The 26562-nt window shown below is 43.8% G+C and carries 28 protein-coding genes; 5 read left to right on the top strand and 23 right to left on the bottom strand.

Annotated features, from left to right (window positions below; all coding sequences use genetic code 11):
* Nucleotides 1-152: 152 nt before the first annotated feature.
* Together HPK16_RS10720 and HPK16_RS10715 are read right to left on the bottom strand one after the other, a co-directional pair.
* Complete coding sequence (locus HPK16_RS10720) at nt 153-914, bottom strand: tyrosine-protein phosphatase (protein WP_181676959.1); 762 nt, start codon at nt 912-914, stop codon at nt 153-155.
* 22 nt (nt 915-936) lie between these two features.
* Nucleotides 937-2439: a phosphohexomutase domain-containing protein gene (locus HPK16_RS10715; RefSeq protein WP_181676958.1), complete on the bottom strand. Its 1503-nt coding sequence runs from the start codon at nt 2437-2439 to the stop codon at nt 937-939.
* A 175-nt stretch (nt 2440-2614) separates the two neighbouring features.
* Between HPK16_RS10715 and HPK16_RS10710 the strand changes: the two genes are divergently transcribed.
* Nucleotides 2615-3727: an AAA family ATPase gene (locus HPK16_RS10710; RefSeq protein ID WP_181676957.1), complete on the top strand. Its 1113-nt coding sequence runs from the start codon at nt 2615-2617 to the stop codon at nt 3725-3727.
* A complete protein-coding gene (locus HPK16_RS10705; RefSeq protein WP_181676956.1) occupies nt 3717-4472 on the top strand; it encodes a hypothetical protein in 756 nt (251 codons plus the stop codon). The genes HPK16_RS10710 and HPK16_RS10705 overlap by 11 nt, the downstream gene beginning before the upstream one ends.
* 39 nt (nt 4473-4511) lie before the next feature.
* On the opposite strand, the gene HPK16_RS10700 is transcribed toward HPK16_RS10705, so the two are convergent.
* Together HPK16_RS10700 and HPK16_RS10695 are read right to left on the bottom strand one after the other, a co-directional pair.
* A complete protein-coding gene (locus tag HPK16_RS10700; RefSeq protein ID WP_181676955.1) occupies nt 4512-5444 on the bottom strand; it encodes a WYL domain-containing protein in 933 nt (310 codons plus the stop codon).
* Nucleotides 5431-6675 carry a WYL domain-containing protein gene (locus tag HPK16_RS10695; RefSeq protein ID WP_181676954.1) on the bottom strand — a complete coding sequence of 415 codons (1245 nt, stop codon included), beginning with the start codon at nt 6673-6675 and terminating at the stop codon, nt 5431-5433. The genes HPK16_RS10700 and HPK16_RS10695 overlap by 14 nt, the downstream gene beginning before the upstream one ends.
* 88 nt (nt 6676-6763) lie before the next feature.
* On the opposite strand from HPK16_RS10695, the gene HPK16_RS10690 reads away from it, so the two are divergent.
* A complete protein-coding gene (locus tag HPK16_RS10690; RefSeq protein WP_181676953.1) occupies nt 6764-7981 on the top strand; it encodes an RtcB family protein in 1218 nt (405 codons plus the stop codon).
* A gap of 64 nt (nt 7982-8045) precedes the next feature.
* Here the strand turns inward: HPK16_RS10690 and HPK16_RS10685 are convergent, their stop codons facing one another.
* The 5 genes from HPK16_RS10685 to HPK16_RS10665 all read right to left on the bottom strand — a co-directional run bounded on the left by HPK16_RS10685 (nt 8046) and on the right by HPK16_RS10665 (nt 11816).
* The gene (locus tag HPK16_RS10685; protein ID WP_181676952.1) at nt 8046-8399 is read right to left on the bottom strand and encodes a DUF2200 domain-containing protein; all 354 of its coding nucleotides are present in this window, start codon (nt 8397-8399) and stop codon (nt 8046-8048) included.
* A 155-nt stretch (nt 8400-8554) separates the two neighbouring features.
* Entirely contained in the window at nt 8555-8944 is a 390-nt protein-coding gene (locus HPK16_RS10680; RefSeq protein WP_036092212.1) for a DUF956 family protein, read from the bottom strand.
* Between the two features lie 116 nt (nt 8945-9060).
* Nucleotides 9061-9978 (bottom strand): PTS system mannose/fructose/sorbose family transporter subunit IID, encoded by a 918-nt coding sequence (locus HPK16_RS10675; RefSeq protein ID WP_181676951.1) that lies wholly within the window; start codon nt 9976-9978, stop codon nt 9061-9063.
* A 22-nt stretch (nt 9979-10000) separates the two neighbouring features.
* The gene (locus HPK16_RS10670; RefSeq protein WP_036066613.1) at nt 10001-10807 is read right to left on the bottom strand and encodes a PTS mannose/fructose/sorbose transporter subunit IIC; all 807 of its coding nucleotides are present in this window, start codon (nt 10805-10807) and stop codon (nt 10001-10003) included.
* Nucleotides 10808-10832: 25 nt separating this feature from the next.
* Nucleotides 10833-11816, bottom strand: coding sequence for a mannose/fructose/sorbose PTS transporter subunit IIA (locus tag HPK16_RS10665; RefSeq protein WP_181676950.1), 984 nt, complete (start codon nt 11814-11816; stop codon nt 10833-10835).
* A gap of 637 nt (nt 11817-12453) precedes the next feature.
* Between HPK16_RS10665 and HPK16_RS10660 the strand changes: the two genes are divergently transcribed.
* On the top strand, nt 12454-13332 hold the full coding sequence (locus tag HPK16_RS10660) for a hypothetical protein (RefSeq protein WP_181676949.1): 879 nt from the start codon (nt 12454-12456) through the stop codon (nt 13330-13332).
* A 43-nt stretch (nt 13333-13375) separates the two neighbouring features.
* Here the strand turns inward: HPK16_RS10660 and HPK16_RS10655 are convergent, their stop codons facing one another.
* The 3 genes from HPK16_RS10655 to HPK16_RS10645 form a co-directional block, all read right to left on the bottom strand.
* Nucleotides 13376-13783, bottom strand: coding sequence for a type II toxin-antitoxin system HicB family antitoxin (locus HPK16_RS10655; protein ID WP_181676948.1), 408 nt, complete (start codon nt 13781-13783; stop codon nt 13376-13378).
* Between the two features lie 32 nt (nt 13784-13815).
* The gene (locus HPK16_RS10650) at nt 13816-13983 is read right to left on the bottom strand and encodes a type II toxin-antitoxin system HicA family toxin (protein WP_246369388.1); all 168 of its coding nucleotides are present in this window, start codon (nt 13981-13983) and stop codon (nt 13816-13818) included.
* Nucleotides 13984-14106: 123 nt separating this feature from the next.
* On the bottom strand, nt 14107-14874 hold the full coding sequence (locus tag HPK16_RS10645) for an SDR family NAD(P)-dependent oxidoreductase (protein ID WP_181676946.1): 768 nt from the start codon (nt 14872-14874) through the stop codon (nt 14107-14109).
* A gap of 96 nt (nt 14875-14970) precedes the next feature.
* On the opposite strand from HPK16_RS10645, the gene HPK16_RS10640 reads away from it, so the two are divergent.
* Nucleotides 14971-15336, top strand: coding sequence for a MerR family transcriptional regulator (locus HPK16_RS10640; protein WP_181676945.1), 366 nt, complete (start codon nt 14971-14973; stop codon nt 15334-15336).
* A 48-nt stretch (nt 15337-15384) separates the two neighbouring features.
* Here the strand turns inward: HPK16_RS10640 and HPK16_RS10635 are convergent, their stop codons facing one another.
* From HPK16_RS10635 to HPK16_RS10585, 11 genes are all read right to left on the bottom strand, one after another.
* Entirely contained in the window at nt 15385-15741 is a 357-nt protein-coding gene (locus HPK16_RS10635; RefSeq protein ID WP_181676944.1) for a DUF805 domain-containing protein, read from the bottom strand.
* Between the two features lie 77 nt (nt 15742-15818).
* Nucleotides 15819-18011 (bottom strand): alpha-galactosidase, encoded by a 2193-nt coding sequence (locus tag HPK16_RS10630; RefSeq protein WP_181676943.1) that lies wholly within the window; start codon nt 18009-18011, stop codon nt 15819-15821.
* A 21-nt stretch (nt 18012-18032) separates the two neighbouring features.
* Nucleotides 18033-20021 carry a beta-galactosidase gene (locus HPK16_RS10625; protein WP_181676942.1) on the bottom strand — a complete coding sequence of 663 codons (1989 nt, stop codon included), beginning with the start codon at nt 20019-20021 and terminating at the stop codon, nt 18033-18035.
* Between the two features lie 18 nt (nt 20022-20039).
* On the bottom strand, nt 20040-20864 hold the full coding sequence (locus HPK16_RS10620) for a carbohydrate ABC transporter permease (RefSeq protein WP_181676941.1): 825 nt from the start codon (nt 20862-20864) through the stop codon (nt 20040-20042).
* Nucleotides 20861-21718, bottom strand: coding sequence for a carbohydrate ABC transporter permease (locus HPK16_RS10615; protein ID WP_036078035.1), 858 nt, complete (start codon nt 21716-21718; stop codon nt 20861-20863). The genes HPK16_RS10620 and HPK16_RS10615 overlap by 4 nt, the downstream gene beginning before the upstream one ends.
* A 248-nt stretch (nt 21719-21966) precedes the next feature.
* Nucleotides 21967-23247, bottom strand: coding sequence for an ABC transporter substrate-binding protein (locus HPK16_RS10610; protein ID WP_181676940.1), 1281 nt, complete (start codon nt 23245-23247; stop codon nt 21967-21969).
* 185 nt (nt 23248-23432) lie between these two features.
* On the bottom strand, nt 23433-24422 hold the full coding sequence (locus HPK16_RS10605) for a LacI family DNA-binding transcriptional regulator (protein ID WP_181676939.1): 990 nt from the start codon (nt 24420-24422) through the stop codon (nt 23433-23435).
* A 140-nt stretch (nt 24423-24562) separates the two neighbouring features.
* Nucleotides 24563-24751: a hypothetical protein gene (locus tag HPK16_RS10600; protein ID WP_181676938.1), complete on the bottom strand. Its 189-nt coding sequence runs from the start codon at nt 24749-24751 to the stop codon at nt 24563-24565.
* 59 nt (nt 24752-24810) lie between these two features.
* On the bottom strand, nt 24811-25149 hold the full coding sequence (locus HPK16_RS10595; protein WP_181676937.1) for a zinc ribbon domain-containing protein YjdM: 339 nt from the start codon (nt 25147-25149) through the stop codon (nt 24811-24813).
* Between the two features lie 43 nt (nt 25150-25192).
* On the bottom strand, nt 25193-25516 hold the full coding sequence (locus tag HPK16_RS10590) for a type II toxin-antitoxin system RelE family toxin (RefSeq protein WP_181676936.1): 324 nt from the start codon (nt 25514-25516) through the stop codon (nt 25193-25195).
* Nucleotides 25513-25833, bottom strand: coding sequence for a hypothetical protein (locus tag HPK16_RS10585; protein WP_181676935.1), 321 nt, complete (start codon nt 25831-25833; stop codon nt 25513-25515). Before HPK16_RS10585 ends, HPK16_RS10590 begins: the two co-directional genes overlap by 4 nt.
* Nucleotides 25834-26562: the final 729 nt, after the last annotated feature.

The following is a 26562-nucleotide window of genomic DNA, read 5'->3' as shown; positions in this document are numbered from 1 at the left end:
ATTCGCTGAGCATTAACGACCTCTTCTACTCCATCGCTATTTCCATTTATGTCAGCCTAACTACCCCATTTTTTATTATCCGCTAGTAAACAAAAAGCCGGCAAGAACATGAACTAACCGTCCCCACCAGCTCTGCCTTTTATTCCACTACCTTAAAACAAGAAAAAACGTTTTTGCGATGGCATCGAATAATCCTCCGCAACAATCACGTCATTTTTAAGTACTTTCGCGCCATTTCCTTTTAAGTAATCCACATAACGCGAACCAATCTTCTTCACCAATCGCTCTTCAATGTCTTTATGCAAAAGTGGTCTACGAACCGTATCATGCGCATCCGTTGCCAAAAAATGTACCAACTGATTTTCCAGCAAAACCTCGCTTGATTTCTTCGACTTTTTCCCAAACTTACCGTCTAAGCTCGACCAAGTAAGCTGCGCCAGAGCCCCGTGCGATACAAAATCATACAACCGTTCTGGATTCTCCATAATCTCGAAATTCCGCTCTGGATGGGCAATAACCGGTACATATCCCGCCATCTGCAAATCATAAAACAATTGCTCTGTGAACACTGGAATACTCTGCGTCGGGAACTCAATCAACACATAACGGCTACCCGCAAGCGACGCCAAGTCCCCATTTTTCAAGCCTTCAATAATTTCGCCATGCAAGCGCACTTCCTGCCCAATATGCACTTGCAGCTCCATTCCGTTATCCTTAATCGCCTCGTTCAGCTCCGCCACATGCTCTGCCACAGAAGGCCGCAGATTAAAATAATCGCCTTTCAAATGATGCGGCGTTGCAATGATATCCGTGAAACCCTCTGCTATTGCTTGTTGTGCCATGGCAAGACTGCCTGTTTCCGTTTTTGGTCCGTCATCCAACTGGTTCAAGATGTGGCAATGTATATCAATCATACTTCTCATTCCTTCTATTGGCTTATTTTTGCAGGCTCGCGCTATCGATTTCCTCGTATTCGCCGAAGAATCCTAGCAATACCGCCTTAATTTTATCGACTCCGCCTACTTCATCACTCTCTAAGTTTACTGGCATAACCGGCTCGTGTAAACTCATACGTAACAAGAACCAACCATTTCCGAACGCGCCGCTCGTGTTGACCCTTACGCCCTCTTGGTTTACAGGCTCCAATTCCAAGCCATCCGTTTTAGCCACAAACCCTTTAAAATCTTCCAAAGCAGCCAACCCATACGCCTTAAAATTACTTGCCAAAATCGATAGGCGAATCTCATCATTGTCCGCCGGAACTTTCAAATCCCGTGTCAAATCTGCCAAATCTTTGCCGTCCTTGCGTAATTTCGCATAACGCATCAAGATTTTCGCAATCAAATACGCGCCATCATCCAAGAAATAATTCTCCTTCAAAGCCGCGTGACCACTAACCTCAATTGCAATCTCACTCTGCGTCCCCGCCTCATTCAAACGAATCGCCTCATTGATCACGTTACGGTATCCCCGTTTAAACCGGTGCTGCTTCCCGCCTAGATTCTCAATGAAATCCTGCAAATGCGTCGAAGTTGTCGAGTCCGTCACAATCGTCGTCCCCGGATGCTCCTCCAAAATAATCGCCGAAATCACAGCAATCAGCGGATTCCGATTCAAACTTTCACCGTCACGATTCACAATCGCCGCCCGATCCACATCCGTATCAAAAATAACGCCTAAATCAGCCTTGTTCGCGAGTACAGCTTCCTTCAAGCTTGCCATCGCCTCATTATTATCTGGATTCGGAATATGATTCGGGAAATTCCCATCAGGATCGAGGAACTGGCTACCCGTAATATCCGCGCCTAGCTTTGCCAACACTTCTGTCGCAAAAAAGCCACCCGCACCATTTCCCGCATCCACCACAATATGGCTTCCACCAAGCGGTTTCGCGTAATCCGCCGCGTCATTAATCCCAACGCGAATTTTGCCGACCAAGTCCGCCGCATAATTTTGCAATAAAGGTTTGTGCATCACCGTTCCCGCGTCTTTTGCCACAACAACCGCGTCCGCATGCTCCACGATATAATCAATATCCTCGTGTTCCGCGCCACCGTCCCTCGTGAACAATTTCAGCCCATTGTAGAAATAAGGAAGATGGCTCGCCGTAATCATAATCGCCGCATCACATTGGTAATCCTCATATTGCGTCGCCATAAACATCGCCGGCGTCGTCGCCAAACCAACATCCACGACATCGATCCCAGACCGCGTCAAGCTCGCCACAAGCACGTCCTTCACACGATCCGCAGACAAACGACTATCATGCCCAATCGCTACCGACGGCCGTTCGCCAGTGTTTTTCACATCCCGCAACCAAGCCGCAAAACCAATCGCAATCGCGCTTACATGTTCATCCGTCAACGTCACATCGTGTTTCTCCGTTTCAATCGCAATCCCTCTAATATCCGAGCCATTCTGCAAGTCCTTCAAAGCCATAATCCCATTCCTCCAATTTCTATGTATATTCTCTCGTTCATTGTACCAAAAATCCGCCCCGATAGCGACGCATGTTCCTTCTCAATTTTGTTTTACACCTCAAAGGTAAAGGATAGTTAAAAACGAACAGATACGCTATACTTATAATAACAATCTATGAAACGGAGGTAATTACATGCTTAAAAAATTCTCAGTTAAGAACTTCAAAAACTTTAGAGAAGAAATCATAATCGATTTTTCGGATATAGGCGACTACGATTTCAACACATCACTCATCAAAAATTCACTATTAAACAATGTCCTTATTTACGGAAAAAACGCTGTAGGTAAGTCCAATTTAGGCTTGGCACTTTTCGATATTACAATCCATGTGGTTGATAAAGTTAATTTGGCAAACTATAAAAATTATATCAATGCAGACAATCCCAACGAGCCTGCCACTTTTTCTTATACTTTCCAATTTGATAAACATATTTTAGAATACACCTATCAAAAGTCAGACAAAAACATACTATTCAGCGAAAGTTTAAGCATCAATGGCAGTAAAATTTTTGATTATAATTTCGAGAGCAAAGAAGGCGATTTCGCTGGGATTCAGAACTATCCCGATTTAGCTACGTTAAATTGGGAGTTTCGAGATAGTTCTCTTTCCGTGTTAAAATACATGGCAAATAACAGTAACTTGGCTCCCGATTCACCTATTCGCTCATTGATTCATTTCGTTTCATCCATGATCTGGCTTAGCTCTCCTGGGGGACAGGCTAATAGAATTATCGGTATGATATCTGAAATTAGCCCCATGACAACCAAGCTAATTGAGATGGATAAAGTACAAGAATTCCAAGATTTTCTCAACCAAAATGGTGTTCCTGATAAATTAATCGTGAAAACAGATGTGACGGGCGAAAAAGCTATTTATATCGACTATGCTAAACCAGTAAAATTTATTGAAGTTTTTTCTGGCGGAACAGCTTCTTTAACAGCTATTTTCTATCTATCTCTATATTTCGAAAATGCTTCTTTTGTCTTCATCGACGAATTCGATGCAAACTATCATTTTGAAGTTGCTGAAAATATCGTAAAGCTGCTCCAAAATAAGAACTTCCAGTCAGTGCTAACATCTCATAACACAAACTTGGTGAGCAATAACATCATGCGACCAGACTGCTACCTCATATTAACGAAGGAAGGACTAACCCCATTTTTCAGAGCAACAGAACGAGAACTACGCGAAGGCCACAATTTAGAAAAACTTTATCAGAGCGGAGAATTCGAAAATGACAGATAAAAACATACTACTCATCGTTGAAGGCGCTAAACAAGAACCACGGCTCATAGAATTCATTTTTAATAAGCTTTTCCCTGCCACCGCTCACTATCAAATTTATTCATTCAAAACAAATCTATACAGCCTATATAATCACCTAAAAAAGCATTATGCTGATAAAACTGGGGAAATTGATTTGGATAGCATTGATTTACTTGGCGTTTTGAAAGAGTACAGTAAAGCCTCCTCCGAAAAAGAAGTTTTATCTAAAAAATATACAGATATACTATTGGTTTTCGACTTTGATCCACATGATTCTGAGTATAACAAGTCCATTTTGACCAACTTCCAATCTAAATTTGGCGAGTCAACAGAAGATGGCCAACTTTTTATTAACTATCCTATGGTCGAGTCATTCAAGCACTTCAAATCATTACCCGACCATGAATATAGTAACAGAGATATTGATTTAGCCACATTGTCTAGCGGAAAATACAAATCACTTGTAGATAATGAAACATTCCAAACCGACCTCAGAAAATACTCATCCGAGGATTACCTGCAAATCATACGACACAATATCATGAAGATAGATTATTTATTAAACACTGATCTAACCAGTAAAACGCATGCTGGTGAGAGTAGCCTTATATATAGCAAACTTCTAGACTATGAAATCAATTATTTAGAACAAGCTGATAAAATTCATATTTTGAATACCTCTATCCTCTTTGCCCTCGAATATAATCCAAATCTTCTACATTGAAAAGATGACGGCTATCGAACACTGGTAGCTATCATCTTTTTATAACGCCAACTGCCTCGCCAACCGCGCCTTCAACTCCCCAACCACACTCGCCGGCTCCAACACCTGTATCATCGGACCAAACGACAAAATTTGAATCACAAGTTCCGTCAAATCCCCTCGCGTACAATAAATCACGAGCTCAAACACATTCTCTCGCTCCGTCCGAAACGCCTTTTTCTTATAATCCGCAAAATGAATCAGCGCCCGATCGACCGCATTCCGGTGGTCCACAACCAAACATTTCACCATCACCAGCTCCGCCTTATGCTCTGGCAATACCACATCCATCCGCGTCCCAACCCGCACGTCCACAACCTTCGCCAAATTCAGCGTAAACGGCTTCAAATCTCCCTTACGAAAACAAAGCAACCGAAACTTATCATTCTTCTGCGAAAACTCCAATCGAAACGGCAAAAAAGTCCCTGTCATCCGTTCCCCGTCCCTCACCTGATACTCCAATTTCAGCTCCCGTTTCTCCTCCAATCCCTGCAAAACAAGTCCAAATCGCGCCCTGTATCCCGGTTCCAAATAAGCATCCCCATCCTGAAACTGGTCAAAACGCCAAATCGTATCCACATCAAATAACACATCATATGCGCCCAGATCCCGCTCTAGCCCTGCGATCTCATTATCCGTCAAAAACAACCCCATCCGCGGATCACGCAATACCGTCTTCAACCACCGCTTCTCCAAAATCCCCTGCACCGGCATCCAATCCCGTTTCAGAATCCCCGCATAAACTCCCGCATCCTGCTCCACCATCAAATGCCACTGATCCATCAACTGCGGTAACAAATGAAGCCCACTCTCATCGAACCCCCGCTCCCGCACAATCTCCGTCATTTCCTGCCGCGTCAATCCCCGTTTCTGCGCCAAAATCTCCTGAACGACCCGGTAATACGTCCCATACATCTCATTAAATATCTCCAACCGTCGTCCCCTCCTCAAAATAAAGCCGATACATATCCGCAATCTCCGCATAAAACTGCCGTTCCCAAGCCGGATCTCCCGAATCCAAACTCTCAATCCGCCCCACGAGCGTCCGCAAAAACGGCTTCATCCCGTTCAAATCATACGTCTCAATCCGAAATTCAAACCGCTTCGAAGTCAACCGCACCAATGTCCCGTGCCGCCCCTCCATCCGAATCCGATCCAACATATACGCCTCACGAATCTCGTCAATCGCAAGCGTCACACGTAACTCATGCACCACCCGCCGATCAAATCCCGCGCTCCACATAAATTTTCGAACCTCATCAAAATGCTCCTTTTCCATCACGAAATCCGTCGCAACCTCCGCCAATTCCACCCGCTCAATCTGATCCAACCGATGAAACGCAAAAAACTGTCCCGCCTTCGATTTTCCAACAACATAACGCCGTCCCGACTGCGCACTCACAAGCACCTTCACCGGCATAAACCGCAATGCCCGCTCCCGCCCGAACCGCGTCAACGCAACCCAGCACTCCTCCCGAATCGCCGATAGCAAATCCAAACAAACCTGCTCCTCAAGCGTATGCATCACAAAATAATGCTTGTATCTAAACACCTCATCCAGCCCACGCTCCTGCTGCAACAAATAATGCCCCAACACACCAAGCGGCGCCATCTCCTTAAAAAATTGCACCGCCCGCAACGCCCGATCAGACAACGCCACACTCGCCACCCGCGAAAAATAAATCTCCCGCCCACGCGTTTCCCGTCGCAACACAGCAAGCTCCACATATTCCGCCAATTTTTTCCGTAACGTCAGCGCCTCCACCATAAATCCATCCTGGAAGTGCACCAAATAATCCGTATCAATCCGCGCCAACACTTGGTTCACCGAATACGCCGCGCCTTCCTTGAAAATATCCATCAACACAAAATGCAGAAAAACATCATTCTTCGTAAAACTCTTCGCCTGCCAAACCGCAAACATCGGATTCTCCGTCACCTCATTCGGATCAATAAACAACCGCAATGCCTTCCCATTCCCCTGCTGCTCCACCTCCACATACTCCCGCAAATAACTCTCAATCCGGCGCCGCTCATTATCATAACTCCGACCACTTTTCGCCGTAAAATCCTCTCGTTGCTTAAATCCATACACATAAAATTCCCGTACATAATTCCTAATCACCGCGAAATTTTTAATCAACTCATTAAACGATTTTGCCATTTTGTCCCCCGTTCGCACCTTTTTTTATAAGATAAATCCGCGCAAATTCTCTATACTAAAACCATAAACCAGAAATGAGGAAATGACAATGTTTACTTACTACGAAAAAAATGAAACCAAAAAACCAATCAAAATCTGGCTGTCAGACCAATCAGCAATCGAGGACGGGTGCTTCGAGCAAGCAAAGCAAATCGCGAACCTCCCATTCGTCTACAAATGGCTAGCACTCATGCCCGACACTCATCTAGGCGCAGGCATGCCAATCGGCGGTGTGCTCGCCACAAAAAACACCATCGTCCCATACGCAGTTGGCATGGACATTGGATGTGGCATGTGTTACGTCCAAACCGACATCCACGAAAGCAACATCACCAAGAACTTCATCCAAAGCATCGTGAACGAAACCCTATTCACTGTTCCCGTCGGCAAAGCGCGTCACCGCGAACCCCAAAAATCCGCCGTTATCGACATGGCATTCGCACAAAAAGACCATTACGAACTCCTGCCAAAAGCGGCGGAACTACTAGAAAACGCCTACTATCAAGTCGGCACACTCGGCGGCGGCAATCATTTCATCGAGTTCCAAAAAGACGAAAACGGCTATCTCGGCATCATGCTCCACTCCGGAAGTCGCCATCTTGGCGCCCAAATTTGCCAACACTTTCAAAAACTCGCAGTGAAACTCAACGAACAATGGCTCAGCGACACACCAGAACGAAACCCGCTCGCCTTCCTACCGACCGATTCACCGGAAGGAAGAGCCTATATCGAATGGATGAACCTCGCGCTCGACTACGCCTTCGAAAACCGCGAAGCCATGCTCGAAGCCACAATGACGATTTTTGCGAAACACAGCAAGAAAAAGCTTGGCAAAACACCCGAATTCACCGACAAAATCAACTGCCACCACAACTACGCATCACTCGAAAACCATTACGGGCAAAATGTCTGGGTTCACCGTAAAGGCGCCACACGAGCACGAAACGGCGAACTCGGCATCATTCCAGGCGCGATGGGCGCAACAAGCTATCTCGTTCGCGGCCTAGGCAATCCCGAAAGCTTCCACTCCTCCTCGCACGGCGCCGGCCGTAACTTCTCCAGAACCCGCGCCAAAAGCAATTTCCCAATGGAGGAAGTATTGCAAGACCTGAATGAACACAACATCGCAATCGGCAAGAAAAACCTCCAAGACGTCGCCGAAGAAAGCCGTTTCGCCTACAAAAATATCGATGAAGTCATGCAAAACCAAACCGATCTCGTCGAAACCATTAAAACCCTCTCAACACTTGGCGTCGTTAAAGGCTAGCAAAAAAATACGAAGCACAGAAGCTAAACCACAAGCCAGGTTTCATCTTCTACGCTTCGTATTTTTAATTCTGCCTCAATACTTTCTCCATCGCTTTCCCCTTCGCCAATTCATCGATCAACTTATCCAAATACCGAATTTGCTGCATCAATGGATCTTCAATTTCCTCCACCCGATACCCGCAAATAACCCCCGTAATCAGCGAAACTTTCGGATTCATCGCCGGCGCCTCCTCAAAAAATGTTTCAAAATCCACTTTCTGATCCAGCACACGTTCCAAACCCACCTCATCATAACCCGTCAGCCAAAAAATAACCTCATCAACTTCCGCCTTCGTACGCCCTTTTTTCTCGACTTTTTGTATGTAAAGCGGGTACACACTGCCAAATGACATCCCAAAAATTCTCGGCTTCTTCATCTATGTTCTCCTCCTTGTATCATCACGTTACTTTCTATTCTACATAGACCTGTCCCTTTTCTCAATGATTAACGCTTACATTCCCACAACAAAAAGCACTTCGCCCGACATTACATGGGAAGTACTTTTAGGTCTCGCTATACATAAAAAGTCGCTCATTTCTTCTTTTTCGGCTTCTTCTTAAACATCGATTGAAACGCGTTTTTCAGTACATCGAAGAAACTTAATGAGGTCACCATGTTGGCTGGATCTACATATACACGAATCGCTCGGAGTACATCTTTCGGTTTTTTAGAAGCAAAGGTAAAGGTTCCGTTGCGCTTTGTTTTAATCGCATAACGCGGAATCCACTTTCCTTTAAGCATAACGGAAACGATAACTTGATCTACTTCTTCCCAAGGAATCTGGATAAACTTACGGACATCACGCGAGTTGAAAAATTCAAAACCGTTGTCGCCGATCATGATTTCCCCGTAATCTGTAAGTCCGGTAAAAGCAGTGGCATCTATTTTCATGTCTACCTTTGTATTAATCGATTGAACCAACTATTTTCGCTCCATTTCTTTTCACGTGTTTTCTTTATTATACGTTTTTTCACGCCATATACAAACAAAAAGAGGCTAGCGATGATTGCCCAGCCTCTTTTTTATCGGCTTATTTTTTACAGAAGTCCGATTACGTGACCAACAACACCAACTACGAATAGACCTAGAATGATGATGATTGGACTAACTTTCTTTCTAAGCAACCACATACATAGGAATGTAAGTAGTAATGCTGCAAGACCTGGAATTAAGCTATCCAAGTTATTTTGCAAAGTCGTTACTTTTACTTGAGTCAATGATAATCCTTGTGTGTATTGTTCAAATGCCATTTTAACGCCATCGACACCGCTTGGAAGTGAGTTCCAATCAATGTAGGCACCGTTATCTAACTTAACTTCAGAGATGACCGGTTTGAAGACAATGGATACCCACCTCTGAACCAGGGCGGCGAGCACGAACATCCCGAGAATCGACGCACCTTTTGTAATATCTTGTAAAAGGCCACCAGATAGATCGTCCGTGATTTTAGAACCTGCTTTGTAACCAAACTCTTGTGTATACCACATGAAGCTCCAACGAATAATATTCCAAGCTACGAAGAAAATGATCGGGCCAAGAATATTTCCGCTAATGGCAAGGGAAGCCCCAAGCGCACCTAGCATTGGACGAACTGTGAACCAGAATACCGGATCCCCGATACCAGCTAGTGGTCCCATCATCCCAACTTTTACCCCTTGAATTGCTACGTCATCAACTGGCGCTCCGTTTGCACGTTCTTCTTCCAGTGCAAGTGTTACCCCTAAAATTGGTGATGCTACATATGGATGTGTATTAAAGAATTCCAAGTGACGTTTCATCGCCGCTGAACGGTCTTCTTTTGATTTATATAATTTTTTGATTGCTGGAATCATTGAGAATGCCCAACCACCATTTTGCATACGCTCATAGTTCCAAGAACCTTGAATAAACGTAGAACGCCAAGCTACACTCAAGCGGTCTTTTTTCGTTAAGACAATTTTTTCTGTTTCTGCCATTCTTTTCTCCTCCTTTTTAGGTTTAATAGTCGTTTAGGATGTCGCCGAGCGGATCTTTGGAATTACCGCCTCCGCCACCGTTTGAATTACCGCCACCCATTTTAGAAAGGTTAAGGTAAATAAGAGCTAACGCAACACCTAGAGCACCAATTGCGATAAGTGTTAATTGAGTAATTGCTGCTACGACAAAACCGATGATGAAAAATGGCCATACTTCTTTTGTTGCCATCATGTTAATAACAAGTGCATAACCTACTGCTACTACCATTCCCCCACCAATTGCCATACCTTCTGTTAACCATGCAGGCATTGATTCTAGGAAAGATTGTACGCTGTCTGCTGGAATGAATAGAAGTGCTGCTGCTGGAATTGCAATACGAACACCTTGCATACAGATTGCACCGATATGCAACCATTCCACTTCTCTGAAACTACCTTTTGCTGCGGCTCTATCCATTAAATGTACGATAGGAACGGCCAAAGTACGAACGATCATTGTTAAGAAAAGACCTGCTACTGCAAGTGGAATCGCGATAGCAATCGCTGAAGGAATACCTGCTACGCCTTGTCCACCTAATACTAAAATAATTGCTGATGCTACAGATGCAAGTGCTGCATCGGGTGCAACGGCTGCTCCAATGTTTGCCCAACCAAGTGCGATCATTTGGAGTGTTCCACCAAGGATAATACATGCCGTTAAGTTACCTGTTACTAGACCGATTAATGTACATGCTACTAGCGGCTGATGGAATTGGAATTCGTCTAAGATTCCTTCCATACCAGCTAGAAAGGCAATTAAGATTACTAAAATTATTGCTATTACAGACATAAATATACCTCCTATTTTGAATTTATTACTGCGCTTTTAATTCAGTTTTCGCTTTTTTGATAATGTCGTCCATGTTTGCGCTCGAATCGTTAGGAACTTTACGAACATCAAACTTGATACCCTTTTCTTTCAACTTATCAAAAGCTTCTACGTCTTCTTGTCCCATTGCAAGTACTTTACTTACAACTACTTTCCCTACGGAATGGGCCATAGAACCAACGTTTACTTGCTCGATTTCGACTCCACCTTCAACAGCACGGAGAACATCTTGCGGGTTTTCGAATAAAAGAAGTGCTTTTGTATTCCCAAAACGAGGATCTTTTGCAATCTCAATCATTTTGTCAACTGGAATAACGTTGGCTTTAACGCCTGGTGGTGCTGCTTGTTCAATTAATTTTTTACGAAGATCATCTTTGGCAACCGCGTCAGATACGACGATTATACGTGTTGGATTTGTTGATTTTGTCCATGCAGTAGCAACTTGACCGTGTAATAAACGAGAGTCAACGCGTGCTAAGACAAATTTAATTTTGCCGTCACCAACAACTGTTCCCGGAGCAAGATCCGCTTTCGGTTGTTCAGCAACTGCTGCTTCTTGTGGTTTCGGTTGTAATTCTTCTGGCTTGATACGCACGCCTTCTTGACCAGGTGCCAAGATACTTGTAGCGATTTCTTGCGCAGAATTCATCGAGAAACGTGATGCAAAAGCTTCAATCAACATTGGCAAGTTAAGACCTGCTACAATTGCCCACTTATCTTTATGTTCTTCATACAAACCGTTTGCTTGGTTGAACGGGGTGCCTCCCCAAAGATCAACTAAGAATAGTACTTCATCTTGGCTATCAAATGATGCGATTGCGGCTTCCATCTTGGCTTTGATATCTTCTGGACCTTCGCTTGGCATCAATGTGATTGCTTTAACGTTTTCTTGTTCTCCGAAAATCATCGTTCCGGACTGCAAGATACCTTCAGCAAATTCGCCGTGAGTTGCGAGGATAATTCCTACCATCTTTTTCCCTCCTAAGTAATTAACTTTACTTCCTTAACATTTTAGAGACGTCTAACGTAAGCTCTAGCTAGTCCATTCATTATGTCTCTTCCCTAAGCCCGAAATCCCTCTCCCCCTTTCAAATCGTCAGAGCCTCCATCAAACCCTGCGCACGTTTATAAGCCCAATCCCCTGGCTAATTAAAAATTTTGAAAAGCTACAGGTTCAGTATTATCTACCTCGCCTGTCTCGGATATCAATTAATACCCAATATTTGCTTCCTTCAATCCTGTTAGTTTTCATTATCTATTACCGGTTTAATATAAAGCAATTTCCGTGCCAACTTTAGTGTATCATTAAGCAAACGTCTATGTACCAGTAATATAAGCATGATAATAAGCAAAATAACAGACAGTGTATTATTTATCAATACGCTATTTTGATTTCTAATATAGTATATTATTTCAGGATTGATACTGTAGGACATTATACCATACTCCACTAAGTGCCTCTACCATAAAGTTACGCTTTTATGAATATTAGTCAAAAATGATCTGGTTCATGGATTAAATTTGAAATCCTAGAACTAATTCTGCTTCCAGATATTGCTTTTATTTTGTGATATTGTATACTTACATATATAGGGAGGAAGATAAAAATGATAGAATTAGCTTTAATTTGTGTTTTTATTGGTGTATTAGCGCTTTTTGCTAAGAAGAAAAGCTTCAAAAATGGGATGTCACTATTTTTAGCTATTGGTATGGTTGGGATTATTTTAGCGGGGTGTGGTGCTGCAAGTGACGAATTAACAAAAGAGGATGAACCGACAACGACGCAAAAAGAAAAAACGCAACAGCTTGTCTTGGAATCCGAGAGCGCCTTTAAATCTAACGAAAATGGAACCGTAACCATTATCGGAAAAACAGCTCCTGACGCAGATTTAACACTCGTAGCAAGCGGTCAACCAGATCAAACAGCAACCTCAGATTCTGACGGAAACTTCTCATTTGAGATTACTCAAGTGCCTAATGATGGAACGGCAGTACTCACTACCACTTGGAAAGGCCAAAACAAGTCCAAAGACATTACATATCAGGTCAATCCAATATATAAAGCAAAACTCGTTAAAATCGAGCAAGAAAAACAAATTGCCGAGGCAAAACGTGTGGAAGCAGAACAAAAAGAACAAGCACGTATCGCGGAAGCTCAGCGTGTAGAAGCTGCTCGAATTGCGGAAAAAAGCAGGAAGGCAGAAGAAAAACGAGTAGCCGACCAAGAAGCCGCAGCTGAGAAAGCTCGTATCGTAGCCGAACAAAAAGAACGAGCAGCTGCAGATCAACGAAAAGCAGAAGAGCGTAGACAAGCGGAGGAACTACAACCAGCAGATGATCAAGGCGAAATGGTGTATATCACAGCAACAGGTAAACGCTATCACTTCAATCAAAATTGCCGCGGCCTCAATAATTCTAATGGGGAAACACAAGTTACTTTAGCCGAGGCACAGTCACGCGGACTCACAAAATGTAAATTTGAATAAAACGAAACGCTAGTTCAGCACAATTCGCGAACTAGCGTTTTTTCTATACGTTTAATTTCTCTTTCAAGCTTTCTTGTAGTGTTTGCGAGAAGTTGATATTTTCCTTTTCGGCTAAACTGTTTAGCCAGGATGGGATTGTCAGCGTCTTTTTCACCGCTTGATTGCCATTCTTTATTTTGTAAGCCAAGTAATCGAAGTCAATTAATGCAATAAATGCGCCTTCTTCCTCTACAGAAACATAGCCTGGGTTCGATACAGTCGGAAGAGTCTCCCCATTCTCCTCCAGATCATACAAATAAATACCTAATGCATCCTCCGCCATTTCTGTTGCTGTAGCAATATCCTCGCCCCCAGATAGCACTTCTGGAATATCAGGAAACGAGACCCAGTAACCGCCATCTTCTTCTGGATGATAAATCGCTGGATAATATACTTTTTTCGGGAATTCCATCATACACTCCTCCTCTCATTGTTGGATATCTACTACTTTAATCCTGCCTGTTTCAAAATTGCCTGTTCTAGCCCTTTTCCTAGTGTCTTGCTGTGGTATGGTACTGTCGTCGCCCTGTTTGATACTGGATTCTTGAAAAACATGTGCGAGCCTTGCGTCCTGATGTGCTTGAAGCCATTCTTTTTCGATATCCTTGCCATTTTCTTAGGAGTTATCGGCATACTCATATCTCCTTTTCTCTGTATTAATATGATGACACGTATTAACACGTATGTAAAGATGCGGTAAAAAAACAGATCGCGCAACACGACCTGCTCTCAAAATTATTTAGATGTTTGCGCTCTTGTCGCATAATTGAATTGCGGATCTTTCAACTGGAATGCGTAATTATCTGTTTCCACGATACCAAGCACTTTTTCACTGTCATATAGGTCAAGTAAGAACCCTGCCATTTCTTTACCTGTGTGGTATTTTGCTACAGCACCTTTATACTCGAATGTTTCTTCGTCACGCGCCCGTTTGGCAAATTCCGTTTCTGTCGCTGCTGGCGCTAGAACTTTAGCTTGCATTTTTGCATTGTTGGCTTTTAGTTCATGTGACAAACCTTCTGTAAATGCGCTGACGTAGAATTTGGTTGCGCAGTATGTGACGGCATTGGGGACGATTGTGTATCCGCCACCTGAGGATATATTGATTAGTTGGGAGCCGTCAACATCGGCGTAATCTCGGACGAATAGTGAGGAAAGAATCGTTAGTGCTTCGATATTTAAATGTAACATCGACTCTATTTTAGATAATTTCTGTTCTCCCACTAAGTCAAAATTGCCGAATCCAGCATTATTTATCCACGTTTCTAGCTCTAAATCTTTTAGCTCTTCATACAAGCCGTAGACATTTTCCGCGACTGTCAAATCCGCTATTTTGATTTGTACATCCACATCTGCTCGGATTTTTACAATTTCTGCTTTTAGTTGGGTCAGTTCTGATTCGCGGCGGGCCACAACGACCAGATTTTTACCTCTCGCAGCGAATGCTAACGCCGTTTCGTAACCAATTCCTGAACTCGCTCCCGTAATGACTGTATATTTCATCTTCATTCCTCCAGTGGCTTTCGCCGGATATTTATGGTATAGTCGCAAGTATAGACCTTATAGTAAACTCTAAGTCAAGCGTTTAGGAGGAATTCGATGTATTCTATTGGAGAAACGGCGAAAATGGTCGGTTTGAGTACGTATACATTGCGATATTACGAAAAAGAGAAAATTATAACGCCTCATAGAAATGCGAATGGCGAGCGGGAATTTGACGAGCAGCATATTGCTTGGCTAAGGTTCGTGATTCGGCTAAAAGCTACGCAAATGCCCGTCGCTCAGATTCGAGTCTATACGGAATTATTTTTAGCGGGTGAGCACACGGCGCCACAGCGAATCGAGCTTTTGCAAAACCATCAAGCTTTTATTCAAGAGCAGTTGCAAAATTTGACGAGTGTGGAAAGTGAATTGCAATATAAGATTGAGAATTATGAAAAACTGATTGCAACTTCGGTGAAATAAAAAAAGTTTGAGATTCTGTTTTGATGCAGAATTTCAAACTTTTTTATATTATTTAGCTAGTGGGTCTTCGCCAAAACGGTTGGAACCTTTATCTCCTGCTGTACAGTAGAAGACAAGCATGATAATCCAACCAACTAGCGGGATAAGCGCCATTAGAATGAACCAACCACTTTTATTAGTATCATGTAAGCGACGCACGCCTAGACTGATCATCGGAATTAGAACTACTAAACCTAGAATACCGTCCACATAATAAATAAAGTCACTTACAAAACTTAAAATACCAAGAACAAAGAACATCAACCAAACTGCTAACCATGCAAACCAATATTCTGAACGGCTTGCTCTTCCGCTAAAATTAGCGTAATTCCCCCAAAATGCCTTGAATGCTTCTGAAAATCCCATTTTTTAAAACTCTCCTTTTTTGTAATGTCCTAAACATTCATTCTACCATAGTTCGGTTCCTATTTGGGTGAATATTGCTATTTTTTCAGTTGGAAGTGCCAACTTACTGTTTGGAAGTCTCCGATGAGCGCTGTTGGGACTTTGATTCCCGCATACATCAGTTCATCACCACCGAAAACTTGCTCTGTTCCGCGTAATTGGTATTGCGCTGCTTTATTTAGGCCTGCTAACTTCACGAATTGCAACGGTCGAGCTGGTGTCGCTAGGACTTGGAAGTAGAATACATAGCATTCTGTTTTTGCCGCATCAACGAACATCCACGCGGTTTCATTGCCTTCAAAAGGGCTTTTTAGACGGTAGAAATCGCCGAATTGGATGAGTTCGCGAATTTCTTTGTATGTCGTGATTTGCTGCTTGACTATTTTTTGTTCGGTATCGGTTAGTGTTGTTAAGTCGAGCTCGTAGCCTAGATTCCCTGACATCGCAACGTTTCCGCGCATTTCTAGGGAAGTGAAACGGCCGACTTGATGGTTCGGAGCACTGGAAACATGGGAACCCATCGTGACAATCGGATAAACGAGACTCGTGCCGTATTGAATTTTTAGGCGGGAAATGGCGTCAGTGTTGTCGCTCGTCCATGTTTGCGGCATGTAGTAAAGCATACCGGGGTCAAAACGCCCACCGCCGCCAGAGCAGCTTTCGAACAGAATATCCGGGAATTGCGTCGTGATCGCATCCATAACGCTGTACACGCCTAAAATGTGACGGTGCGCGATTTCCTGTTGCCTATCACTCGGAAAATGCGCGGAACCAACCTCGGTCAAATGCCGATTCATGTCCCACTTCACATAACTGACAGGAACTTCTTCCAAAATCGCGACCATCCGGCGTGTCATTTCGTCGCAAACATCCTCGCGTGAAAAATCGAGAACTAGTTGATTGCGGCTCTCTGATTTCGCTCGATTAGGCACGTGGATACACCATTCTGGATGCTCTCTGTAGAGGTCACTGTCGACCGAAACCATTTCTGGCTCGAACCATAATCCGAATTTCATTCCGAGATTGTTTACGTTTTCCGCTAGATTTTTCAAGCCGTTTGGTAGTTTTTCAGCGTTTACGAACCAATCTCCAAGTGAGGATTTGTCGGAATTTCGCTTGCCAAACCAGCCGTCATCCAATACGAGCAGTTCCATTCCAAGTTTCCCGCCGGCTTTGGCGATATCTAAAATCTTTTCTTCGGTAAAATCAAAATACGTGGCTTCCCAATTATTAACCAAAATTGGTCGTGTCTGTTCACGGTAAACGCCTCGTACTAAATGTTTCTGATAAAAGCGGTGATACTGACGCGACATTCCGCCAAGCCCGGTGTCTGAGTACACCATCACGACTTCTGGCGTTTGAAATTCTGCGCCCGATTCAAGTGTCCAATCGAAATTAAACGAATGGAGCCCGAGTACAACACGTGTCGCTGCAAACTGATCCACCTCGACGGACGCTTCGAAATTCCCGCTGTACACCAGGTTAAAGCCGTAAACCTCACCCATGTCCTCCGTTGCCTGTTTCCCGAGCAACGCCACAAATGGATTCTGCTGATGGCTGCTTCCACCACGTACACTGTCCACACTCTGCATCCCATGACGCAACGGCGCTCGCTCGATTTGCCGCTCATTTCCCCACGCACCTGGCAATGTCAGCAGGTCATAATCCGACTCCTTAAACTCCACACACGCGCTAGCCGCCTTTAAAATTCGCAAAGTTTCCTTTCCCTCATTTACAAATCGCGCAGATCTCGTAATCACATTTTCCGCCTCAAAAACCGTATATTGCAAAATCACACGCAAGCCAAGAACGGCATCCACCATCGTGATTTCAAGCGTTTCCGCGTCGCTCTCCTGCTCCACATACGACGCCGGCAAACCGTCCAGCGCCACTTTTCCAGCAAAAATGTGGTGAGAATCGTAGCGCAGATCCGAGATTGTCGTCCCGTCCGCGCCCTTCACCTGATACGCCGGCTTCCGAAAATCCGAATTGCCATATTGCGGGTACTCCTGCGGCAACGAATCCAGCGAAAACGTCTCATCTCCAATGCCAACACTCGGCGAGAAATCCCGCTTAATGAACGTCACACCATTTGAACCAGCGAATTTGCGAATCCCTTTTCCATAATACAAATGCGCCAAATACCCCTCACGCACCACGCCAAGCACATAGCTCACATCTTTTCCGCGTAAATGAAACACCCGCTGCGCCTCATCATAAAAAATCCCCATTTTCCGCGCGCACCTCCTACATTATCCTTTTAAAATTTTCACATCACGCGCAGGCAACGTCATAAAATCCGCGACCGTTTCATTGCCAACTAATTCCGCAAAGGTCCCACCAATCGGGAAAACTTGCGTCGCATCCGTATGATTCAAAAAGAAGTAATACGTCACATCAGCTTTACGGCGAACCGTCACTTCCACACCATCTGGCACAGCAAAGGCAGGCGCAATGGCCGCCGCACCCAAACAATCGCGCAACAACTGCTCCAAGTAGCCCGCATCCGGCTGCGTCCCAACATAATACGCCGTCCCCGCGCCAAACTTGTTCACCGTCACCGCCGGCATATCCTTCATATACCCGTCCTTAAACGATGCAATCGCCTCGGCGCCGCGCAAATGAATCACTTCCTCCCAAACCGCAATATCAAAATCACCGTACTGCGTCTGAATCTCGTGCTTCACTCCACGTTTTAGCGGTGCAAATTCCTCCACATAAATCCCGAGCACATCACGATACGCACCCGGATAACCGCCCAAATACACACGCTCATTCTCGTCCACGATACCACTGAAGAAGTTCGCCACAAAATGGCCGCCCGCCTTCACATATTCCGTCACTTTCGCCGCAAAATCCTGCGAAGCCTGATAACTCGCCGGCGCAAACACCACTTTATACCCCGTCAAATCCTCACTCGGATGCACAAAATCCACCCGCACATTCAAGCGATGCAAGACCTTATAGTAAGCCAACAGTTGTCGCATATACGTCACCAAATCAGACGGTTTCGAATCCAGCTCGAGCGCCCACCAATTTTCCCAATCAAAAACAATCGCGACTTGCGCATCAAACTCCGAACCCACGAGCTCGTCTAGTCCCCGCAACTCCTGCCCCAACTCCGCGACCTCTCTAAAATTACGACTATCCTCATCCCCAGAATGCGGCACCATTCCACTATGAAACTTCTCCGCACCACCTTGCGACGCTCGCCACTGGAAAAACATGATTCCGTCCGCGCCATGCGCAATCGACTCGTAACTCCACAACCGCATCACGCCCGGCGTCTTCACCCCGTTCTGACTGCGCCAGTTCACCGCACTCGCTGCCTGTTCCATCAATAAAAACGGCTTTTTCTTCAAACTCCGCGTCAAATCATGCGCCATAAATTGCGCGTACGGAATCACATCATGCGGGTCCGGATACGCATCCCAAGACACCAAATCCATCTCCGGCGCCCATTTAAAGCCATCAATCGGCTTATGTAGCCCCATCAAATTCGTCATAATCGGAATATCCGCCGAAAACTCCCGTAAAATATCCCGCTCCATTTTGTACAAATCAAGCAACGAATCACTCATGAAACGCTTAAAGTCCACCTGCTGATTCGGATTCGCGTACGTCGGCGTCTTGCCCGGCAAGAAAATTTCCTCCCATTCATAGTAACGCTGACTCCAAAAATCCGTCGACCAGCTCGTGTTCAATTGCTCAATCGTGCCATACTTCTCCTTCAACCAGCCCTGAAAATCCGCTTGGCATTTCCCACAATAACACTCCCCAATATGGCAACCATACTCATTATTTATATGCCACATCACAAGCGCCGGATGATCGTGATACCGCTCCGCCACTTTCCGCGTCAACGCACCCGCCAAACGCGCATAATCCACGCTATTCGGACAATAATGCTGTCTCGATCCTGGCAACAAACGCGTACCATCCACATCTACCGGCAACGACTCCGGATATTTCCGCGCAATCCAAGCAGGCGGCGCCGCAGTCCCCGTCGCCAAATCCGCCCCGATGCCATTTTCCGCAAGCATATTCATAATCCTATCCAGCGTCGCGAAATCATACGTCTCCTCATTCGGTTGCAACTTCGCCCAACTAAAAATATTTACGCTGACATAATTCACGCCCGCCTTCTTCATTAAGCGCATGTCCTCAAGCCAAACCGACTCATCCCACTGCTCCGGATTGTAGTCCCCACCATAATAAAAATTCTGCTGTTCACGCAACATTTCCATAACCTCCTCATTTTACTTGAGCGCACTGCCCAACATCCCTGAAATAAAGTGTTTTTGCAACATCAAGAAGAAAATAATGATTGGAATCGTCGCAAACGTAATCCCCGTCATCACCTGTCCATAATCCGTAAACGACACGCCCATCAAGCTTGATAACGCAACCGGGAACGTGTACATTTCACTTGAAGTCGTCACAACGAGCGGCCACATAAAGTTATTCCACTGCGTCATAAATAAGAAAATCGACGTCGCCGCAAGCGCTGGTTTCATCGACGGCAACACAATCTGGAAGAAAATTCGATATTCCCCCGCCCCATCCAAGCGCGCCGACTCCAACAATTCACTCGGAAATGCCATGAAATTTTGCCGCATTAAAAAGATCGCGAACGGATAGCAAAGTTGTGGCACAATCAACGCAAAATACGTGTTCAATAACTCAAAATTCGACATCAATTTAAACAGCGGAATCACCGTTGCCTGCGATGGAATCATCATCGAAAGCATAAACAATAAGAAAACCAAATTCGCGCCACGGAACCGAAATTTCGCGAGCACATAAGCCGCCGCCGTACTAATCGCGAGCGCCAAAAGCACATAAGCCCCTGACACGAGCAGCGAGTTAAACAACACCCGATAAATCCCGATATTATCGTTCAAATTCACCAAATTCGTAATAAATTCTTTGCCCGGTAGTAGCGTAATTGGCTTTGAAAACATCTTACTCGAATGATTCGTCGCCCCAATTAGCATCCAATAAAACGGAAAAATCGAAATGACCATAAAAATCGCGAGCAACACGTATCTACCAATCGTTCTCCCCATTATTCTCTGACTCATTTTTTCTCAGCTCCCGTAAATTTGAATTGGATAAAGGACAGCACCGCAACGATAATCACGACAACGTAAGCAACCGCCGACGCGTAACTAAAGTCAAAATACTTAAATCCGTTTTGGTAAATATACAAACCAAGCGTCATCGTCGAATCGGCCGGTCCACCTTTTGTTAAGTTGAAAGGCTCGTCAAAGAGTTGCAGCGTACCAATCGTCGAAAGAATCGCCGTAAACAGAATCACCGGTTTCAACTGCGGAATCGTAATACTAAAGAACTGACGTATTTTCCCAGCGCCATCCATATCCGCCGCCTCATACGTGTCCTCCGGAATATTTTGCAACGCCGCCAAATAAATGACCATATTGTACCCCGTCCAACGCCAAATCATCGCTAAAATTATAGAAACCTTCGACCAGCTCGCCGAAGACAGCCAAGGAATCGGTCCAATCCCTATGTACGACAACAAATTATTTATCAATCCCGAATCTTGCAACATAATCGAAAATAGCAAAGAATAAGCTACTAGCGACGTCACCGCAGGCAAATAAAATCCAACTCGGAAAAACCCTTTCCATTTCAGTAACTTATTATTCAACACCGTCGCCAAAACCAGCCCCAAGAACAACATAATCGGTACTTGGAAAATGAAAATGATAAACGTATTTTTCAAAGCTTTCCAAAAAATCTCGTCATGCAACAACCGTTCATAATTCGCCAAGCCCGCAAATGACAGTTCCCCGCCATCACTCGTCTGAAAACTAAGCACGAACGACGAAATAATCGGATATAAAATAAAAACAACAAATAATAATACCGATGGCAAAATAAAAATATACGGAAACGCCTTACTTCTACTCATAGTATCCATTCTCCTATCAGGTAATGAAGAAGAACTCCCCTCCCACCTTTTGTTTATAAAACCGCTAAACCTCGGTGCGGCGACAAATGCTTGTAAAATCTTTTAATGGTCGGCAAACTCGCCTTGCTCCTTTGCATATTGGCTTTGTGACTCATTTCATTTTAAACAATTCCAACAAAGCGGAGTGTACATGAGCATCGGAACACAGGCTTTAACGACAGAGATGAGCATTTGTCGCCGCACCGAATTTACTGTTGGATTCGGTTGGCTAAGCTTTTCTTCGCTGCTTCTAGAGCATCTTTCACATCGCCGCCCTCTAGAACTTTCGATTGCGCCTTCACTGCTTCATCTTTTGCGATTGAGAAATTTCCGGTATAATTCGCTGGTTTAATTTCGTCCATTTGAGCCGCAAACAACTGCCAAATATTATCTTGCGTGAAGTAATCGCCTGCATTTTTGAACGTATCTGTTTCATATACCGTGTTCAAGGATGGGAATAGCCCGCCCTCGCTCATCGCCAACTCCTGCACATCATTGGAAGTACTGAAATATTTCAAGAACTTGTATGCTTCATCCGACTTCTCACTCGCTGTCGGAATCATGAAATTACTACCGCCATTATTGGCCGCATGACTTCCACCTTTTTCAACAGACGGAATCGGGAAAACACTCCATTTTCCAGCTAAGTCAGGCGCTTGTTGAATCAACGAACCGGAGAACCATGCCCCAGTCGGCGCTGTCACGACTTCCCCATTTGCAAGCGCGCTCACCCACGGATCCCAACCAGACGTATTTTTCGAAATGCCTGCATCCTTGATTTTTTGAATCATACTCATCGCCTTCACAGACTCATCTGATGTAAACGCGATATCTCCTTTATCATCAAAATAGAACGTGCCCAGCGTATTCAACATAATGCGATATTGCCCGTCATCATTGTTATAATCCATACCGATCATATCTTTACCTGTTTTTTGCTTAATTGTTTTACCTGCTGCGATGTAATCATCCCACGTTTCGATCGTTTTAGGATCTACACCAGCTTCTTTGAAAATATCCGTACGATAGAAAACACCTGTCGGACCAGCATCAAACGGGAATCCGTAGATTTTATCTTTTTTACTTAAAAGACTAATTTTATAATCTGGGAATTTACTTTTCTCATCATCAAATCCCTTATCAGACAAATTAACAAAAGCTTTCGGGAAATTTTCTAGGTAACCTTGCACTTGATCGTCTTCAATCAGTAAAATATCTGGCAAACCCTTCCCACCAGCTTGAAGACCCGTTGTGATTTTTTGGTAGGCATCCGTGTTACTCATTTCGACAACTTTCAACTTGAACCCCTTATTATCCTTCTCGTATTCCTTTGCCGCTTCCTCTAATGCTTTCACATTCACATTCCAAGCCCAAGCCGTCAATTCTTTTTTGTTCTCATTCATGCTGTCCGCGGAACCGCCCCCACAAGCTGTTAAAGCGAGCATGGCTACCATACTGACCATCAACAAAATCGCAAAACGTTTCTTCATTCCTTACCCCTCCATTTTTGTAATCGCTAACATTTCGTTAGTTTGTGAAAAGATTTAATGTACTTCTCCAACAGAATAACAAGTTTTTAGTTAAAAGTCAATGATTTTTACCTTTTGTTTACTAAAAACGACAAAAAAGCCGATAAAACCAGCGGAATGCCTGATCTCATCGGAATTTCCTCTCTTCATTTAGAACTCTCTCTAATAATTAAGTCCGTTTCTAGAATCGTGCGCTTGGCAATTTTGCGACCGTTCATGCGCTCGTACAACATGTCCATTCCTTCCTCGCCCATGAACTCTGTGTAGACGCGAATCGTGCTAAGCGCCGGTGAAACATACTGCGAGACACTGATATCATTGAATCCCACAATACTCACGCGCTCTGGAACTGGAATGTTATGTTCCGCAAGAGCTCTCATACAGCCAATCGCCATCGGATCATTCGCCACAAAAAAAGCAGTCGGCAAATCGTCCCCCAGTTGCTCAATTGCTTGCTTCATCTGCTCGTAACCCGACGGCACATCAAAACGTCCGCCAACCACAAACATATTCCGCTTTTCATACAATTCTTGCTCCTTCATATACGCAACATAAGCGACCGAACGCGGATCATTCATGCCACCATCCATTTCACTGCGCTCCTCCGCCCCAATAAAACCGATATTCGTGTGCCCAGACTGGATAAAGTAATCGACCACATCACGTGTCGACTGCCTGAAATCAATCACAACCGAATCATATTTATTCAGCCGATAATCCGTATCCACAAAACAAATATTGCTGTGAATCGCCTGCAACTGCTCCACTTGCTGCCATGTGAATTTACCGATTGCCAAAATCCCATCAATAGTCGCCGATGTAATCTTCCCTAATTCATACAATGTCGAAATCTCAATCCCGTGATCCCTCGCACGATTCTCTGCGCCAATTCGAATCGACATATAATAAATATCATTCAACTCTTCCTCTTCCGTGTTCCACTGCACAATCGCAATTTTACCAACTTTTTTCGTCGATTTCTGTTTATGTTTCGTATAATCCAGACTCTCAGCAATTTCAAAAATTTTACGTCGCGTTTCCTCTGAAGCAGAAAGCGTTTCATCATAATTCAACACCCGAGAAACCGTTGCTATCGAAACCCCCGCCAATTTCGCAATATCTGTCATCGTCGCCATTTTATCACCTTTTAAAAGTATTTAATAGCCTTATTATAGAGCTAAAGTAAAAAAATCGCCAGACAAAACGGTAAAATAGCTAACTTTTTTTATTTATTTTACTAAAAACCCGACTCTGCGGTAGAATCGGGCCAACTAAATTATTTCAAATCATCGAGTTCGCGATACGCTTCCATGTACTTCCCGCTATCCGCAACTTCCGCATGATACAACGCCTTCAAAGCAAAACTCTTCTCCAAATCATGCTCCGTCATCAATTGTTTCAGTTTCTGCTGCAAGCGCACATCTTCTCTCACCAATTGTTTCATTTGTGATTTAATATATCTCATTTTATCACCCTTTCAAAATAAAGACGCCTGCCAAAATAAGCAAGCGTCCCTCACTCAAATCAAAGTTTCTTAACAAACTCTGATTTTAATTTCATTGGCCCAAAACCATCGATTTTGCAGTCGATATCGTGATCGCCGTCTACTAAACGAATGTTTTTTACTTTGGTTCCGATTTTGACCACGGATGAACTTCCTTTTACTTTCAAGTCCTTAATCACCGTGATAGAATCGCCATCTGTTAAAACATTACCATTAGAATCGCGGACAACCTTCACGTCATCACTTACTTCGGCCGCGTCAGCAGACCATTCATGACCACATTCTGGACAAATAAATAGACCTCTATCTTCGTACGTGTATTCTGAATTACATTCTGGGCATTTTGGCAAATCAGCCATATTTTAGTTCCTCCATTCGATTTAATACTTCTATTATAGTACATTATCGCGAGGAACTCCATGCCGCGGCGATTTCTTTCTTCAACTCATTCAAGGCCATCTGAAAAACGACATCGTCTCCCCGCTTCGCCATCGTTAAAATCGTAATCACAATCCGCCCTTGATCAATCGTATAAATGAGACGCAGACCGTCCGAGCGAAATTTCAACTCACGACATCCCGCAAGCTCTCCGCCCAGCGGCTTACCAATCGTATCACCACGTTCCGCCAATCGCTTGATACCTTTTAAAAGCATTTGTTTCACCGAACCATCCATTTTCTTAAGCTGTTTCGCCGCCAAGTTGGTTAATTCAATGTCGTAACTCATTCAAAAAGCTCCGCATCGGGCGTTCCATCATCCTCTATTCCAGATAAATCTAGCGCTACTGTTTCACTCGCCCCATTTTGGATTGCTTGTAGCTCGACTTCTGCCTGTTTATAATATTCCATTTCTTGTGCCTCCAATGCTAAGTTGTACATAGCTAAATAATCATCATAACTTAAAATCACCGTGTCAATTTGATTCTTATTCGATACAAAAATGGGATTGTTTCGCGCTTGTTTCTTAATCTTACTAAATTCTTTGTTAACCTCACTCGTACTAACAAGCTGGCTTGGTTTTAATGACGGTTCTACAAACATCATTTGAATCACCCTCCTCATTTAGATTATATCACGATATACTTTAGAATCATATTATTAATTGATTTTATAATTGATTAGTACATCTATCCTACAATATACAAAGACAATCAAGCTATCACATATCTCCTTTTTGCGCCAAGTCGTGAATCTTGCTTCAAACAAACCAAGAACTCATTCTGTCGATACTCTGAGTCTACTCTTCACATATTCTTCACACAATCACACTAAAAACGGGGACCTGTCTCTAAAAATACGCTGACAAAATGCTATACTACTCATTTAGTGTACTTTACAAAAAGGACAGAAGTATCATCAACGACACGAGAATAACAGATAAAAAAGAGCAATCACACGCAACACATACTAAAAGAGAGGTGGGCATTATAGAGATAGAAAAGCTAAGCGTTTGAAACATGGCCTCTAGCTAAATAGCAACATAAGGAATCTTCTGTTTTTGACTATTCTAGAACAAGACTTCACCGGCAAAAATTCACGACAGAAGACAAATAAAGGAATCAATTTCATAACTCCGCTTTTGTTTTCGTAGGAATAATAATCCATTTTATTTCAGAATAGCGCAGGCAAGGAGATTTGAAAACCTGATAGTAGTTATTTTTTGGTATTTAAATGAGTGGCATGGGGAGGTAGCATTTTTTGACGTTCTGAAAGTCATTGTGCGGCAACGCTTTTGAATTATGAAATTGGTTCAAAGGGTAAAAAGGGTAATAA

It is taken from the genome of Paenilisteria rustica (genome assembly GCF_013820765.1).
In the GTDB taxonomy this organism is placed as follows: domain Bacteria; phylum Bacillota; class Bacilli; order Lactobacillales; family Listeriaceae; genus Listeria_A; species Listeria_A rustica.
The sequence above is the reverse complement of the archived record's forward strand: the minus strand, read 5'-3'. Positions and strand labels throughout refer to the sequence as shown.